Annotated in this window: 15 protein-coding genes and 1 pseudogene; 9 read left to right on the top strand and 7 right to left on the bottom strand. The window is 57.8% G+C overall.

Going from position 1 to position 16,167, the window contains the following annotated elements:
- Positions 1-3,225 carry a transporter substrate-binding domain-containing protein gene (locus ACA059_RS08900; RefSeq protein WP_497633464.1) on the top strand — a complete coding sequence of 1,075 codons (3,225 nt, stop codon included), beginning with the start codon at positions 1-3 and terminating at the stop codon, positions 3,223-3,225.
- On the opposite strand, the gene dkgB is transcribed toward ACA059_RS08900, so the two are convergent.
- The 3 genes from dkgB to ACA059_RS08915 all read right to left on the bottom strand — a co-directional run bounded on the left by dkgB (position 3,222) and on the right by ACA059_RS08915 (position 5,519).
- A complete protein-coding gene (dkgB, locus tag ACA059_RS08905) occupies positions 3,222-4,025 on the bottom strand; it encodes a 2,5-didehydrogluconate reductase DkgB (protein WP_497633465.1) in 804 nt (267 codons plus the stop codon). The genes ACA059_RS08900 and dkgB overlap by 4 nt on opposite strands.
- A gap of 208 nt (positions 4,026-4,233) precedes the next feature.
- Positions 4,234-4,440, bottom strand: coding sequence for a PaaI family thioesterase (locus ACA059_RS08910; protein ID WP_497634638.1), 207 nt, complete (start codon positions 4,438-4,440; stop codon positions 4,234-4,236).
- 170 nt (positions 4,441-4,610) lie between these two features.
- Positions 4,611-5,519 carry a LysR substrate-binding domain-containing protein gene (locus tag ACA059_RS08915; RefSeq protein ID WP_150656449.1) on the bottom strand — a complete coding sequence of 303 codons (909 nt, stop codon included), beginning with the start codon at positions 5,517-5,519 and terminating at the stop codon, positions 4,611-4,613.
- A 104-nt stretch (positions 5,520-5,623) separates the two neighbouring features.
- Between ACA059_RS08915 and ACA059_RS08920 the strand changes: the two genes are divergently transcribed.
- The 3 genes from ACA059_RS08920 (at position 5,624) to ACA059_RS08930 (ending at position 8,829) form a co-directional block, all read left to right on the top strand.
- On the top strand, positions 5,624-6,490 hold the full coding sequence (locus ACA059_RS08920; RefSeq protein ID WP_497633466.1) for a pirin family protein: 867 nt from the start codon (positions 5,624-5,626) through the stop codon (positions 6,488-6,490).
- 128 nt (positions 6,491-6,618) lie between these two features.
- Positions 6,619-7,245, top strand: a complete 627-nt coding sequence (gene ycaC / locus ACA059_RS08925) for an isochorismate family cysteine hydrolase YcaC (protein ID WP_033061120.1) — start codon at positions 6,619-6,621, stop codon at positions 7,243-7,245.
- 141 nt (positions 7,246-7,386) lie between these two features.
- Entirely contained in the window at positions 7,387-8,829 is a 1,443-nt protein-coding gene (locus ACA059_RS08930) for a mechanosensitive ion channel domain-containing protein (RefSeq protein WP_497633467.1), read from the top strand.
- Here ACA059_RS08930 and ACA059_RS08935 read toward each other — a convergent pair.
- Positions 8,777-9,202 (bottom strand): hypothetical protein, encoded by a 426-nt coding sequence (locus tag ACA059_RS08935; protein WP_497633468.1) that lies wholly within the window; start codon positions 9,200-9,202, stop codon positions 8,777-8,779. The genes ACA059_RS08930 and ACA059_RS08935 overlap by 53 nt on opposite strands.
- A gap of 207 nt (positions 9,203-9,409) precedes the next feature.
- Here ACA059_RS08935 and ACA059_RS08940 point away from each other — a divergent pair, with 207 nt between their 5' ends.
- Positions 9,410-9,850 carry a carboxymuconolactone decarboxylase family protein gene (locus tag ACA059_RS08940; protein WP_497633469.1) on the top strand — a complete coding sequence of 147 codons (441 nt, stop codon included), beginning with the start codon at positions 9,410-9,412 and terminating at the stop codon, positions 9,848-9,850.
- Between the two features lie 23 nt (positions 9,851-9,873).
- On the opposite strand, the gene ACA059_RS08945 is transcribed toward ACA059_RS08940, so the two are convergent.
- Entirely contained in the window at positions 9,874-11,466 is a 1,593-nt protein-coding gene (locus tag ACA059_RS08945) for a DHA2 family efflux MFS transporter permease subunit (RefSeq protein WP_497633471.1), read from the bottom strand.
- Positions 11,463-12,584 carry an HlyD family secretion protein gene (locus ACA059_RS08950; RefSeq protein ID WP_497633472.1) on the bottom strand — a complete coding sequence of 374 codons (1,122 nt, stop codon included), beginning with the start codon at positions 12,582-12,584 and terminating at the stop codon, positions 11,463-11,465. The genes ACA059_RS08945 and ACA059_RS08950 overlap by 4 nt, the downstream gene beginning before the upstream one ends.
- Positions 12,585-12,889: 305 nt before the next feature.
- Between ACA059_RS08950 and ACA059_RS08955 the strand changes: the two genes are divergently transcribed.
- The gene (locus ACA059_RS08955; protein ID WP_497633473.1) at positions 12,890-13,603 is read left to right on the top strand and encodes a hypothetical protein; all 714 of its coding nucleotides are present in this window, start codon (positions 12,890-12,892) and stop codon (positions 13,601-13,603) included.
- 53 nt (positions 13,604-13,656) lie between these two features.
- Positions 13,657-14,520, top strand: a complete 864-nt coding sequence (locus tag ACA059_RS08960) for a hypothetical protein (RefSeq protein WP_497633474.1) — start codon at positions 13,657-13,659, stop codon at positions 14,518-14,520.
- Here the strand turns inward: ACA059_RS08960 and ACA059_RS08965 are convergent.
- Positions 14,507-14,707, bottom strand: a pseudogene (locus ACA059_RS08965) (hypothetical protein); the annotation flags it as partial. The gene ACA059_RS08960 and the pseudogene ACA059_RS08965 overlap by 14 nt on opposite strands.
- 74 nt (positions 14,708-14,781) lie before the next feature.
- Between ACA059_RS08965 and ACA059_RS08970 the strand changes: the two are divergent.
- Both ACA059_RS08970 and queC read left to right on the top strand, forming a co-directional pair.
- Entirely contained in the window at positions 14,782-15,051 is a 270-nt protein-coding gene (locus tag ACA059_RS08970) for a bacteriocin immunity protein (protein WP_497633475.1), read from the top strand.
- Positions 15,052-15,454: 403 nt separating this feature from the next.
- Positions 15,455-16,147 (top strand): 7-cyano-7-deazaguanine synthase QueC, encoded by a 693-nt coding sequence (queC, locus tag ACA059_RS08975; protein WP_497633476.1) that lies wholly within the window; start codon positions 15,455-15,457, stop codon positions 16,145-16,147.
- Positions 16,148-16,167: the final 20 nt, after the last annotated feature.

A 16,167-nucleotide genomic window follows, 5' to 3' on the forward strand; every position in this document is an offset into this window, starting at 1 on the left:
ATGCGCGATTGTTTGTGGGCTCTGTTGCTGTTCTGTGCACTGGGAGCACCGGTGACGGTGGCCGATGAGCCAAAGATTTTGCATGTGTTGGGGCATTCCGCGGTGGAGGGTTATCAGGTCCAGCTGGATGAAAAAGACTGGCGGTGGTTGCGTGGCAAACGAGTCTTGCGCCTCGGGGTGTCGGGGCCGGACTACCCGCCGTTCGAGATCACGCGAAACGTTGATGAGCTGGAAGGCATCACCGCAGACTATGTCGCACTGTTGGGGCAACTGCTGCACGTCAAAATCGAGGTGCTTCGTTACCGCACACGCGAAGCGGCCATGGATGCGCTCAAACGCGATGATCTGGACCTGCTCGGCACGTCCAACAATTACGAAGCGGCCGATCCCGAGCTGACCCGATCCAGTGCCTATGCTGAAGATCAGCCAATGCTGGTCACGCGGCTGGACGAACAGGTGCCCGCCGATCTTGCGGGCAAACGCATCGCCATGGTCGATGACTATCTGCAGGCGCAGACTGTCGAAGCCTTCTATCCCGATGCGAGCTTGCAACGCTACCCCTCGGCACTCGACGCGATCGGGGCGGTGGCGTTCGGGCAGGATGATGTGTACCTCGGGGACTTCATCAGCGCCAATTACCTCATCAATAACAACTACCTCAGTAACGTACGCCTGGTGGGGCCTTCCGGCCTGGACGCCAATCCGTTCGGCTTTGCCTTCAGCCGGGGCAACCCTCGTCTGAAGAGCATTGTCGATAAGACTCTTGCGGCGATTTCCATGGATCAGCGCACGGCCATCGAGCAGCGCTGGAGTGCCGGAAGAGCCAACATGGCGGGTCAAGAGCGAGTACGTTTGAGCGCCATTGAACAACGTTGGCTGGATCAACATCCGACGGTGGAAGTGGGTGCCGTCGAGAACTTTGCACCGCTGACTTTTTACGATGCACAGGGACAACTCAGCGGGTTGACCGCGCAATTGCTGACGCTGATCAGCCAGCGCAGCGGCTTGACCTTCAAGGTGCAGCGGGGTAACTCCCTCGATCAGCAGATCCAGCAACTCAAGGACGGCAAGATCGACGTGTTACCTGTGGTCACGCCCGGTATCGAACGCGAAGTCGAACTGCGTTTCACTCGGGCCTACTTGAGCAATCCGTTTGTACTGGTCAGTGCGACCACCCCGGGAAGCCCCAGGACCCTGGATGATATGGCCGGTAAACGCCTGGCGATTTATCGCGGTCATCCGTTGCTCGGGTTCATCCGCGCTCGGGCGCCCAATGTACGTCTGGTCGAAGTGCAGAGTCCGGCGCAGGGTATGGAATGGGTGATCAAGGGCCAGGCCGACGGGGCAGTCAGCTCATTGATCGTGGCTCGGTATCTGATCACCCGGCAATACCGCGAGCGTCTGCGGATCAGCAGCACCGTGGGTGATGAACCGGCGCGTATCGCTCTGGCCACCAGCCGTGGTGCGCTGGAGTTGCACTCGATTCTGAACAAGGCACTGCTGAGCATTTCGCCCCGGGAGATGGATGAGCTGCTAGCCCGTTGGAGCAATGATGTGGTGGTCGATGACAGCTACTGGCTGCGTCATCGCCAAGGCATTCTCCAGGCGTTTGCCGCTGCGGGCGCTTTGCTGTTGCTCGCACTGGCCTGGATTGCCTGGCAGCGTCGGCAGATCACTCAACGCCAACAACTGCTCGGGCAATTGCAGGAGGCCAAGAGCGCCGCCGACGATGCCAACCGCGCCAAAACCACCTTTCTGGCGACCATGAGTCATGAAATCCGCACACCGATGAATGCCCTGATCGGCATGCTCGAACTGGCGTTGAAGCGAGCGGAAGAGGGCTTCACTGATCGCTCCGCCATCGAAGTGGCATCCAATGCCGCGCAGCAATTGCTGGCGTTGATCGGCGACATCCTGGACATCGCCCGCATCGAGTCCGGGCATTTGTCGCTGACCCCTGAGCGGGCCAATCTACGCACGCTGGTGGAGTCGGTGTGCCGGGTTTTCGAAGGCCTGGCACGGCAGAAGAACTTGCAGTGGCGGGTCGAATTGGCCGAACACAGCGATCGTGACGTGTTAGTCGACCCCACGCGCTTCAAGCAGGTGCTGTCCAATCTGCTGAGCAACGCGATCAAGTTCACCCGTGAAGGTGCGGTGAGTCTGACACTGCGAGTAGAGCCCGGTGTGTCGGGGCATCTGGCAGTCAGTGTACGTATTGAGGACAGCGGCATCGGTGTCAGTGTGGTCGATCAGCAACGACTGTTCAGCCCGTTCGTGCAGGCCGGTAACAGCCAGCAGTCGGGCCACAATGGCTCCGGTCTGGGACTGGTGATCAGCCGCACTCTGTGCGAAATGATGGGCGGCCGATTGCAGCTCGACAGCGTCCTCGGACTGGGTACGCAGGTCGACATCAGCGTTGATCTGATTGCGTTGCAACCGTTGACCTGCGGCGAGTGGGCGGATAGCGGATTGCAGGTGGCCACTCGGCTGCTCACGATTCTGGTGGTCGACGATTACCCGGCCAATCGATTGTTGCTCGCACGGCAGCTGAGCTACCTGGGGCATCGGGTGCTGGAGGTTGAGGATGGCGAGCGTGGTCTTGCGCAGTGGCGCGAGCATGAGCTCGATTTGGTCATCACCGATTGCAACATGCCGGTGGTCAATGGTTATGAATTGGCGGGTGCGATACGCGATGAAGAGCGCGCTAAGGGCTTGCCACCCACGCTGATTCTTGGGTTTAGCGCCAATGCGCAGCCGGAGGAAAAGATCCGTTGCCTTGAAGCGGGCATGGACGACTGTCTGTTCAAACCGATCCGGCTGGCCGATTTGAGTGCCTGGCTGGCGTCCCGATTTGTGAATGAGCCGCCAGCGCCGGCTGATGAGCAAGCAACGTTCGAGATCGACTTGACCGGCCTGGAGCTCTACGTCGGTGAAGACCGGACGCTGATCAATCAGTTGTTGCGCGAACTGGCCGAGACCAATCGCTACGATCGCGATGATCTGCTTGCAGCGCACGTCAGTGGCAATCGTCACCGGCTGCAAGACCTGGCGCACCGCATTAAAGGTGGTGCGCGGATGGTTCGTGCAAAACGTTTGATCCAGTGCTGCGAACATCTGGAGCGTGCCTGCGCCGAAGGGCGCGCGACGTTGATCGACGAGGCCGTTGATCAATTGCAGTACGCCATGGCACGCCTGGATCTGATCCTCCAGAAAGGCGAAGCTTAATCCCAGTGAGGCGCGATGCCTTTGGGGCTGGTCAGTCGATGGCCACGATCAAGACCCGCGATCAGCGCCATGTCGGCGTCGCTCAAGGTCATGGCGCAAGCTTTCAGGTTGCTGGCGAGGTTGGCGCGTTTGGTCGACGAAGGGATCACTGCGTAACCCTGTTGCATGGCCCAGGCCAGGGTGACGTGAGCCGGTGTCGCTTGAAGGCGATCGGCGATCTGCTGGATGACCGGGTCTTTCAGCACTTCGCCGTATGCGAGGGTCATGTACGAGGTGATCTGGATGCCCTGGCTCTGCGCGAATTCGACGACCTTGCGGTTTTGCAGGTAGGGATGCAATTCGATCTGGTTGGTCGCGATGTGTTCGGCACCGACCGCGGCGATCGCCTGTTTCATCAGGTCGACGGTGAAGTTGGACACGCCGATCTGCCGGGTCAGGCCCAGTTGTTTGGCTTCGAGCAGGGCGCCCATGAATTCCTCGACCGGCACCTGATCTTCCGGGGACGGCCAATGGATCAGGGTCAGGTCCAGGTAATCGGTTTGCAGCTTTTGCAGGCTTTCCTTGAGGCTGTCGATCAGGCGATCCCTGGCGAAGTTGGCGACCCAGATTTTGCTGGTGATGAACAACTCGTCACGAGCAATGCCACTGGCGGCGATGGCCTCGCCGACCTCGGCTTCGTTCTCGTAGATTTGCGCGGTATCGATGACTCGATAGCCCAGTTCCAGGCCAGTGCTCACCGAATCGAAGACCACCTGGCCTTGCAGGCGAAAAGTACCAAGGCCGAATGCGGGAATAGACATCAATGACTCCAGGGGTTGCAGTGGGAATGGACACGAGTATCCGCGCCCGCACCCATGAGAAAAACCGCTGGATCGGCAAAGCAATGTTTACCGCAAGTCATGAATCAAAAGATCGCAGCCTCGTTTCACTCGACAGCTCCTACAGAGCACGCAATCCCCCGTAGGATCTGTCGAGTGAAACGAGGCTGCGATCTTTTAATCTTGAGCTCTACCCCCGAGCCTCAAGAATCATGCAGGTGATCGACCCCGTCGCGTACAACCGCCCCTCCACGTCGTAAATCCGCCCCTCGGCCAGCGCCGTCGAGCGCCCCAGATGAACAATCTTGCCCTCGGCCCGCACCGGTCCGTTGGCACCGTTCAGCGCACGAACATAGCTGATTCGCAAATCCAGAGTCCGAAATAAAAACTCCGCCAGCCCATGTCGTTACGCGACCGGTAGCAGCTGGCGAAGCCTGCGTTCGGCTGCGCAGCAGTCGTGAAACCAGACAACGCGGTGTGTCAGGAAAACCTAGTGCTCAGGTTTCACGACTGCTGCGCAGCCGAACACAGGCTTCGCCAGCTGCTACATGGAGTGTGTACGGGCTTCTAAGCAATATCGCTGTGGCTGAATTCCTCGCCCAGAAAGTCGATCAATGCGCGCACCGACGGCAGCAGCCCGCGGCGTGAAGGGAAGATGGCATGCACGATCCCGCATTTGGGTGCCCAGCCCGGTACCAGTTCCACCAGACGGCCCGCGGCAATGTCATCGCGCACCACCACGCTGGGCAGGTGAGCGATGCCGATCCCGGCCACCACGGCGTGACGCAACGCCAACAGGTCATCGGTGACCATTCGTGGCGCATGCCGAATCATCGCGCTGGCGCCGTCCGCCCCAAACAATTCCCACTGATATTCACGTTGCGCCGCGCCCCAGTGCAGGCTCGGCAACCCGCTGAGGTCAGCCGGGGAGGCGGGTGAAGACAGGCGCGACACAAAGGCCGGACTGCCCACCAGGCACTGGGTGCTGTTGCCCAGCACCTTCATCACCATGTCGGTATTTTCCAGCGGCGGAAAGCGCACCCGCAGGGCGATGTCGAACCCCTCGTGGATCAAGTCGACCCGGCGGTTGGTGCTCTCGATGAACAACTCCACCAGCGGGTACTTGAGCATGTAGCGGGTCAGCATCGGCCCGACCCAGGAGTTGAGCAGCGCGGTCGGGCAACTGATGCGCACCAGGCCCTGGGGTTCGGAGCGGTTGCGTTCGATCAGTTCGGCAGCGCTTTCCGCTTCCACGCGCATCGCCAGGCAACGCTGGTAATAGGCCTGGCCGATTTCTGTCAGTGAACAATGCCGGCTGGTGCGGTGCAGCAGGCGTACGCCGAGGCGCTCTTCGAGCTCGGCAATCCGCCGGCTGAGCTTCGACTTGGGCATGTCCAGCGCCCGGCCGGCCGGGGCGAAACCGTGGTGCTCCACCACTTGGGTGAAGTAGTAGAGGGTGTTGAGATCTTCCACCATCGTTCTCCATATAGAACGCTAAGGCTGATTTTTGCAGTCTAGTGCATCAAAGGGTTCAGTTTTAAGCTTTGTCCATCGCGTCACTCACCAGATTCGGAGGCGGAATGAAAAACATCATCGGTATCTACACCAGCCCACGGACCCATTGGGTCGGCGACGGTTTTCCGGTTCGCACGCTGTTTTCCTACGACAACCTGGGCAAACACATCAGCCCGTTTTTGCTGCTCGATCACGCCGGTCCCGCTGAATTCACCCCGACCACCGAGCGTCGTGGTGTCGGCCAGCACCCGCACCGCGGTTTCGAGACGGTGACCATCGTCTACAAGGGCGAGCTGGAACACCGCGACTCCACCGGCAGCGGCGGCAAGATCGGGCCGGGCGACGTGCAATGGATGACCGCAGCCTCGGGGATTCTCCACGAAGAATTCCACTCCGAAGGTTTCGCCAAGCGCGGCGGCACCCTGGAAATGGTTCAGTTGTGGGTCAACCTGCCGGCCAAGGACAAGATGGCCGACGCCGGTTACCAGACGATTCTCGATGGCGACATCCCGAGCATCGCGCTCAAGGACCAGGCTGGCAGCCTGCGCTTGATCGCCGGTGAGTTCGACGGCCATACCGGCCCGGCGCGCACGTTTACCCCGATTGACGTCTGGGACCTGCGCCTCAACGGCGGCAAGTTGCTGACCCTGGACCTGCACGAAGGTCGTAACACGGCACTTGTAGTGTTGCGTGGCACGGTTCAGGTCAACGGTGTGGAACTGGTGCGCGAAGGGCAGTTGGCGTTGTTCGAGCGCAACGGCAATCAGCTCAGCCTGGAAGCCAATAACGACGCCGTCGTGTTGCTGCTCAGTGGCGAGCCGATCGACGAACCTATCGTCGGCCACGGCCCGTTCGTGATGAACACCGAGCAGGAAATCCACCAGGCCTTCGCCGACTTCCAGTCAGGCCGGTTCGGTCAGATGAGCGGTTGAACTTATTGTTGTAACGCTGTGGCGCGCCGGGCTTGTGTGGCTACGCTTGCTTGGCCGCGATTTAACGAACTATCAGATTTCTCTCACGCCGGCCCGTTCGGCATCGATAAAAAGCGAGGATTACTCCCATGACTACTTCTTACAAACGTCTCGACAAGGATAACGCCGCCGTTCTGTTGGTTGATCACCAGGCGGGTCTGCTTTCTCTGGTGCGCGACATCGAGCCGGACCGATTCAAGAACAACGTGCTGGCCCTGGCTGACCTGGCCAAGTACTTCAAGTTGCCGACCATTCTTACCACCAGTTTTGAAACCGGCCCCAATGGCCCGCTGGTGCCCGAGCTCAAAGCGCTGTTCCCGGACGCGCCGTACATCGCCCGTCCTGGCCAGATCAATGCCTGGGACAACGAAGACTTCGTCAAGGCGATCAAGGCCACCGGCAAGAAACAACTGATCATTGCCGGCGTGGTGACCGAAGTGTGCGTGGCGTTCCCGGCGCTGTCGGCACTGGCTGAAGGCTTCGAGGTGTTCGTGGTGACAGACGCTTCCGGCACCTTCAACGAACTGACCCGTCAATCGGCCTGGGACCGCATGTCGGCCTCCGGCGCACAGTTGATGACCTGGTTCGGCCTGGCCTGTGAGCTGCATCGCGACTGGCGCAACGACGTGGAAGGCTTGGGCACTTTGTTCTCCAACCACATCCCGGACTACCGCAACCTGTTTACCAGCTACAACGCCCTGACTAACAGCAAGTAACCCCGGCGCACATCGCCCCTTGTAGGAGCTGCCGAAGGCTGCGATCTTTTGATCTTCTTGGATCGCCAAAAGATCGCAGGCTTCGCCAGCTCCTACAATCCGTGCGATGTTTGCGTCATTGGTCCTTGCTGGAGTTGCTTGATGCTGTCACTGCTTACCGATCATCCGTTGCTCTGCGCGATGGCGTTGGTCCTTATCGATCTTGGGCTGTGGCGCCTGCTCAGTGCCAATGGCAACAACTGGAAACTGGTCGTGCGGTTGGTGATTTTTTCGTTGTTCAGTGTCCTGCTGTTCAACGAAGGTCTGAACCCCATGGAAACGGCGCCCTGGGTCGACAACGTCCCGCTGCACCTGGCGGCCACCGGATTGCAGATCGGCTGGTGGCTGTTCGGTGCGCGTACCCTGACGGTGCTGATCGGCGCGGTGATGATGCAACGGGTCGGGCACACCGGGCGCTTGCTGCAGGATTTGCTCGGCGCGGTGATTTTCCTGATCGCGATCATCGCCGCCCTGGCATACGTGCTCGACCTGCCGGTCAAGGGTGTGCTGGCGACCTCCGGCGCGTTGGCGATCATCGTCGGCCTGGCCTTGCAAAGTACTCTCAGCGACGTGTTTTCCGGGATCGTCCTGAACACCACCAAACCCTATCAACTGGATGACTGGATCTCCATCGACGGCACTGAAGGCCGGGTCACCGATATCGACTGGCGCGCGACGCGCCTGCAAACGGCCCAGGGCAGCATGGCGGTGATCCCCAACTCCCTGGCGGCCAAGGCCAAGATCATCAATTTCAGCCGGCCCAGTGACATTTTCGGCGTATCCATCAGCCTGCAACTGAGCCCGCACGCGCGTCCGCAAACGGTGATCGACGCGCTGGAACGGGCGATGCAAGGTTGCCGTTATCTGTTGAACAAACCGGCGCCGTGTGTCGCGCTGAAAGGCTCCAGCGCCACCGGCGTGGAATACGAAATCAGTGGTTTCGTGGTCTCCATGGACCAGAAACGCATGGTCCGCAATCTGCTGTTCGACCTGGCGTACCGGCACTTGCAGGCCAGCGGTGTCAGCCTGTTGTCGAACGTCGAACCGAACGCACCTGCCAACCTGTCGCGGCCACGGGCATTGCTGGATGCGTCGAATATTTTCTCGACCCTGCGTCAGGAAGAGAAAGAAACCTTCAGCCAGAACATGACCCTGCAAAACTTCCGCGCCGGTGAAATGATCCTGTCGGCGGGGGAGGTCAGCGATCATTTGTTCATCATCGAATCCGGCGTCGTATCGGTGGAGCTGAGCCGTGGTGGGGTCAAGTTCGAGTCCGGGCGCATGGGGCCGGGTGAGGTGATCGGCGAGGGCGGTATTTTGTCCGATACGGCGCTACCGGCGGACTTCAGCGCCAAGACGTTCTGCAGCTTGTACCGGATCGAGAAGGAATACCTCAAACCGTGTCTGGATGCGCGACATGACATCAGCGAAGCGATGAAGGCGTTACTGGATTTCCGGTTGAACAAGGCTCAGACGTTGACTCAGGAAGCGCCTAGGGTTGTGCAGAAGAAGGGATTTTTGCAGTGGCTGCGCAATCGAGCGTAGGGGCTTGAAGGTCATGGGCGCGGGTGCAATCGACTGAGTCGACAGCAGGCGCCGGGCGAACAAGCTGTTCGCCGACCAGGGCACGGTCATGGCTGTTCCAATATTCGAACGGCGCATGTTGCCAAACCATGCCAACGGGGCCGGCGATCAACAGCAAGGCTAGATAAGCCAGGGTTTGTCGACGCGTCAGCGGTTTTTTGTGCACCGACCGCCGCGCTGCGATCCGGGCGCGGCCATGTCCATGAATCTGGGCGAGCAGAAAGGCTTCGCGCGCCTGTTCCGGCATTTGCCACAACATGGATTCCAGGTGCCAACGGGATTCGGAATTCGGCGAGGTAGCAGGTGGCACAGGCATTTCGGATGAGGACGACATGGGCAGGAGGTACTCGTTTCCGGCGTCCCGGCCGCGTTATCAGGAATGAGTCGCATTCTAGTGGTGTCGGTAGCGTGATGGCAATTACCCATATGGATTATTTTCAACCCCGCCCATTGGCATCCTCAACTTCCCAATAATTGGCTATTTGCTGCCCGTCAGTACGGGATTAACGTAGCTCCACACCCCTTGTGACTGGAGCCCACCATGCAACCGCGTATCGATTTCTACACCGCTTCCCCGGATGCACTCAAAGCCATGATTGCCCTGGAAACCGCTGTGTCAAAGCTGCCTCTGGAAAAGACCCTGATCGAACTGGTCAAGCTGCGTACCTCGCAAATCAATGGCTGCGCGTTCTGCCTGGATATGCACAGCGCCGATGCCCGCAAGGGCGGAGAGGCCGAGCGTCGCCTGTACACGCTGTCGGCCTGGCGTGAAACGCCGTTCTTCACCCCCCGCGAACGTGCGGCGCTGGCCTGGACCGAATCCCTGACGCTGCTGAGCCAGACTCATGCCCCTGACGAAGACTACGAACTGGCCACGGCCCAGTTCACCCCCAAGGAAATGGTCGACCTGAGCGTGGCGATTTCCACCATCAACAGCTGGAACCGTCTGGCGGTAGGCTTCCGCAAAATGCCTCAGGCCTGATTTTTTTTGGAGCAACTCAAAACTCAATGAGCATCCGCACTCGGCGCGGCCGGTGGTTGCACCTTGCGCATCAAGGGCACCATCGCCGTGGCGATGATGAAGCAGACCATGATCATCAGGAACGTATCGCCGTAGGTTTGCGTCTGCGCTTCGCGGTAGGTCAGCAGCCATAGCTGATGCAGGCTGGCGGTGACACCCGCGTCACCGCTTTGGCCGAGGGCGGCGAAGTTGTTGCCGACCTGGGACAGCCATTGGTTGAGTGCTTCATTGGTGCTGTTGAGGTTTTCCGCCAACCGGGTGAAGTGCAGGTTGGTGCGGTCATTGAGAATGGTCGCGCACGCGGCGATGCCAATGGCCCCCCCAAGGTTTCGCATCAAGTTGAACAATCCCGACGCGTGTTTGAGCCGCGCCGGTGCCAGACCACCCAAGGTCAACGTCACCGCTGGCGGCACCGCCAGTTGCTGGGCAATCCCGCGCAGCGCTTGCGGCAGCATCAATTCCTTAGCCCCCCAGTCATGGGTGATCGGGCTGAAATCCCACATCGACAACGCGAACAACCCAAGGCCGAACATCATGATCCAGCGCAGATCGATGCGGTTGGCCAGAAAGGCGTACAGCGGAATCGCCATGATCTGGAACACCCCGGTGGAGAAAACCGCCAGACCAATGTCCAGCGCGCCGTAGCCACGCACCCGACCGAGAAACAGCGGCGTCAGGTAAATGGTGGCGAACAGGCCGATCCCGGTGACGAACGAAAAGAAACAACCAAGGGCGAAGTTGCGGTCTTTCAGGGCGCGCAAATCGACGATCGGGTTGGCCACGTGCAGGGTTCGACCGATGAACGCCAGGCCGGCGAGGCCGCTGATCCATGCCGTGGTCAGAATCGTGCTGTCGCTGAACCAGTTCCAGCGCGGGCCTTCTTCGAGGGTGTATTCCAGGCAACCGAGAAACAGCGCCATGAACACCATGCTCACGTAGTCGGCACCTTTGAGCAGCGACAATTCCGGCTGATCGATTTTCACCAGCATCGGCACCGCCACCGCGACGAAAATCCCCGGCACCAGGTTGATATAGAACAGCCAGTGCCAGGATGAAATGTCGGTAATCCAGCCACCAATTACCGGCCCCAGCGTCGGTGCCAAAGAGGCCACCGCGCCAATGGTTGAAGCAGCGATCACCCGTTGTTTGCCAGTGAAAAAAACGAACGCGGTGGTGAACACCAGCGGGATCATCGAACCACCGAGAAACCCTTGCAGGGCGCGGAAGGCGATCATGCTCTGAATGTTCCAGGCTGCGCCGCAGAGCAGGCTGGCCAGGGTGAAACCCACCGCTGAAGCGCAGAACAGCCAGCGTGTCGAGAACACTCGGGACAGCCAACCGGACAGCGGGATCACGATGATTTCGGCAATCAGGTAACTGGTTTGCACCCACGCCGTTTCATCGGTGCCCGCCGAGAGCCCGCCGCCGATGTCACGCAGCGAAGCGGAGACGATCTGGATATCCAGCAGCGCAATGAACATGCCGATGCACATGGTGGCGAAGGCGAAAACCTTGGTCGCCGTTGCCATGTCGGCGGCATTGAACGGTTGCGCGGGGGCGGCGAGGGCGCGGCTCATGGCGCACTGGCCACGGCTGGCGTTTCAGCTTCTTTGCGAGTGTCCACTTCAGCGGTGACCGACAGGCCCGGACGCAGATGGCCGAGCACGCCATCGGCCGGATCAAGCACGATGCGCACCGGCACCCGCTGAACGATTTTGGTGAAGTTGCCCGTGGCGTTTTCCGGCGGCAGCACGCTGAACTGTGAACCACTGGCCGGCGCGAGACTGTCCAGATGACCGTGGAATTCCTGCCCCGAGAGCACGTCGGCATGAATGATCACCCGTTGCCCCGGTGTCATTCGCGATAGCTGATCTTCCTTGAAATTGGCATCGACCCACAGCCCGCTGGCCGGTACCACCGACAGCAGTTGCGAACCGGCCTGGGCATACGCGCCGACCCGCGCCCGGCGATTGCCGATCACACCATCCACCGGGGCCTTCAGTTCGGTGTAACCCACATTCAATTGCGCCAGATCACGTTCGGCGCGAGCCTGCATCAGTGCGGCGCGGGCTTGCTGTTTCTGGGTTTCGATTACGTTCAGCTGACGCTGGGACGCGAGCAATTCAGCCTGGGCCCGGGCGCTGAGGGCTTGGGCGGTCTTGAAGGTGGCGTTGGCGCGTTGGGCGCTTTCCACCGAGACGGCATTGCTGCCGACCAGTTTTTTGTAGCGAGCATCGTCATCCCGTGAACGGGCGGTTTCGGCACCGGCGGCATCAATCCCGGCGCGTGCCTGGCCGATCACCGCGTGTTGCAATTGTTCGGTGGCATCGAGATTGGCGAGCAGCGCTTCTTCGGCAGCCACCGCACCTTCGGCTTTGGCCAGGTTGGCGCGGTAGTCGCGGGAGTCGAGGCGAATCAGTACATCGCCGGCCTTGACCTTCTGGTTGTCGGTCACCAGCACCTCTTCGATATAACCCGCTACCTTCGGCCCGATCACCGTCACATCGCCGCCGATGTAGGCGTCGTCGGTTTCTTCGATGAAACGGCCGGCGGTCCACCAGTGAGTCGCGTACAGCCCGGCGAACACCAGGGCAGCGATGACCGCAGCGAGCAAGATCAACCGTTTGAGCAGGGGAGGTTTGGGGGTGCTCACCGGGACAGCAAGGTCGGGTTCAAGGCTGGGCATGCTGGTCATGGAGATTACCTGTGGGAAACGGGTCTTTATTACGCATGTAATATGACGTAGGTAATATTTTGTGGCAAATCATTTCTGGTGCCGGTCGTCAGGTGCACGGTCGCCAGCCGGGAAGGTGGGATAGCGGTTGAATCGTGCAGGGCGTAAGAAACATCCGGAAAAAAAGCGTGTGGGCACGGACTTTTGCTGCTTGTGCTAGCGTCAATCGAAGATTTGGAAAAGCGCGTAAAACTGGGATTTTGCCAATGGCGGCTCAAATCGATCCTCAAGGAATTCAAAAATAAAACTCGCAAGGAAGCTCGATTATGCCGCTACAACGGCCCATTTCCTCCTTACCGGCCTATGACACCTTTGGAAATCCCTTTCAGGTGAAAGTCTGCGTCGTACCGATGACTAAAGGGTTAGCGAAACAATGGCATGAAAAGGTTCAGCCTCTCGTTAATAGCAATTATTCACATGATGGCGCGACGGACCGCAGAGTTCGCGCTGATGTTGGATGGCGCTGGCCAACGTATCTAAAACTTGTGGGGATCCATAACTACCTCACCCAGATGCCTGGTAATTGCTCCGAAAAAGGAAAGGCAATGTGCGTTGTTGTTTCGAAAGGTGAGCAAACGTTTCCGATCGGGATGCTTTCCATCGTTCCGAAATTGCATTGCAACGTCGAGGGCGTGGAACGGCAGCGCGCTTTTACTTGGTACCTTTCCGATGCACCGTCAGAAGCTTATGAGCAGTTTTTGGGGCAGCCAGCGGTTCGTGGTGTTGCCAAGGCCCTGATTGATTGCACGATTCAAGCTGCTTTGGACGAAGGCAATGACGGAGAAATGCTGTTGCATGCAGATCCCAAAGGAGGCAGGAAGCTCATCGATTTTTACGAGGCCGGATGTAAAATGCGCCGGCTCTCCCCCAATAACGGCTGCGTCACGGTGGTATGGCGCAGGAATCGCCCAGATGAATATTTCCACTTCAACGGGGCAGATGCTCAGGCATTTTCTTCTCGCTATGACGCACGGCGATAGGCGGTCATGGTTCCACTTTGCGCTACGGACTATCGGGAGGTAGAGTAAATTTTATGAATGATGCCAGACCCCAACTTTCAAAGGCCGAGCTTGCCTACGCGCTTCGCGAGATGAAGGGGTTCAATGCCGATCTGGAAACGCAAAGTGGTTACGAAGCATCCGCGGCGTTGCTCTCTGAAATAATGGCTGACCCCGTTCAGCGAGATCAGCTCGTTGCATTGCTGGAGCAATTTGATGAGTGCGCGGCGCAGCGATCGGATGTTAACTGGGTAAATGATGGTTCACCTCTTGACCTGTCCTCAAGATCATTGGTTCTGGATGATCTTTACTTTGATCTTCCAACGGGGGCTGAAGATGCAAGTCTGATATCGGGCTCTTCCGTTGCTACTGTCAAGAATTTCCTGAGTAAGTACAAAGAGGAAATGTCCGCTTCCAATGGTTTTAGGTATGAGTCTCCCCCGTTGACTTGTGACACCTATATGGCGGTGGCCGAACCACGCTCGTATGAATGTCAGAGGTGTCCGGATCATATTTCTTACGATGCCGAGGCTTGGAGCAAAGTGCTGATTTTAGCGAAACAGAAGTTGCAGGACGAGGCGACGCGCCACACTTCATTTTTATCCCGGCTTGCCCAGGTTTTTAACAGGAATGAGCCGCCGGAATGGGAAGTCGAAAAGTGCCCGATCGCCCGGGACTCTATTTTAGTTATCTTGCATCATGGCAATGATCACGCCTCTATCGGTTTTGTAGGCAGCGGTCAGAGTGCTTATGTCATGGTGTCGATCAACGATACTGCGTTGACAATGAATGAGTCTTTCCTAAATACCCAAAAGTTTGCGTCTCGTATCGCGGATTTTTTTACCGATGCTCCCAAGTCCGGCCACAAAGCCATCCACCATATGCTCAAAGCATTGTGACGTGGAGATCTTCAATCCCCCGCGCTTCTACGAGGGATTGGTGAACTGTTTTTGAGCGGCCAACGTGGCACTGGCCACCGTTAACCCATCTGACCATCCCGACTGCAAACCCCAGGTCGAAGGCGCTGTAGCCAATGATCCGCCCGGTCGCGAGCAGTTCGATGGCGCGCAACAACCGCCATTGCTGTTAGCTCATGCTAATTTGCGGATTAACACGCCAAAAAATCATGTCGATATACATAAAAATTAAGTAACCAGAATATGAGCGATCCGTTTATCAAAAACAGCCTGCCGGATTACACCGAAAATGAGTTTGTGAAATTTCTGGAGGAGATATTTAGAGAGGATGTCGCACCGACCGGCGGGCGAGCCGACGTGCTTGTTTTGCATTTCAATAGAATCGTCGGTCACCCCAGTAAAATGAACTTGATCTATCGCCCTGAGCCGGGGGCTGACACATCTGGTGAGGGCATCACCAAGACTATCAAGGAATGGCGAGCCATCAATGGTCTACCCGGATTCAAAGAGTGAGATTTTCTCGCGCGCGAGAATTCTTCAGTTTTCGTGTGCGGGAAATTTTGCCATGGCAAAGATAGAGCCAGGGTCTGTTGACGTGCTCTCTTCCGCGCTAGATCTCCAGTGAACACAAATTCTGTGTACGACGCTGATCAAATGTGTGAGCGAGCTTGCTCCGGGCGGCGATCCGACGATAGCGGCAAGTCAGTCAGCACTCCCACAGGGACCGCGTAACTGTCGTTTGAAGCGGGTCATCAGTGATGACTGGTTGGAAAATCCCTCGGGAATCCAGCATGGAAATGACAAAAACGGAAATCGGAGACGGTCATTTCGGAAACCTCCCACACCCAGAATTTGAGCTTCCCGGTAGGGTCAACGGCCCGGCACCCTGCCGAGACACCCCAAGGAAGAATGAACCATGACCAGAAAGGCCGTTATCGTTTTCAGCGGCGGACAAGACTCGACCACCTGCTTGATCCATGCATTGCCGATGTACGATGAAATTCATTGCATTACGTTTGATTATGGCCAGCGCCATCGTGCGGAAATCGAAGTGGCGCAACAGCTATCAAAACAGCTTGGCGTGAAGGTGCACAAAGTATTAGACACTTCATTGTTGAGCGAACTGGCCATTAGCAGTTTGACGTGCGACCACATTCCAATTGCAAGGAGTACGGGGAACGGCGTGCCTGATACGTTTGTGCCGGGCAGGAATATTCTGTTTTTAACATTGGCTTCTATTTATGCCTACCAAGTGGGTGCTGAAGCTGTCATCACAGGTGTATGTGAAACAGAGTGCTCTGGTTATCCTGATTGTGGTGATGAGTTTGTAAAGGCTATGAACAAAGCCATTGAGTTGGGAATGGATTATAAGTTGCAAGTTGAGACGCCGCTTATGTGGCTGAACAAGGCAGAAATCTGGGCTCTGAGCGATTACTATAATCGCCTGGATTTGATTAACAATCATACGCTTACTTGTTATAGCGGGATAAAAGGAAGTGGGTGTGCCAGTTGTGACGCTTGTCATCTCCGTGCAAAAGGGATGAAAACATATCTGGAAAACAAAACTGATGTCATGAAAAATTTAAAAATAAAACTTAACCTAAGATAGGCAACATATCATGAGGGGTT

This window comes from Pseudomonas sp. LBUM1647 (genome assembly GCF_059716175.1).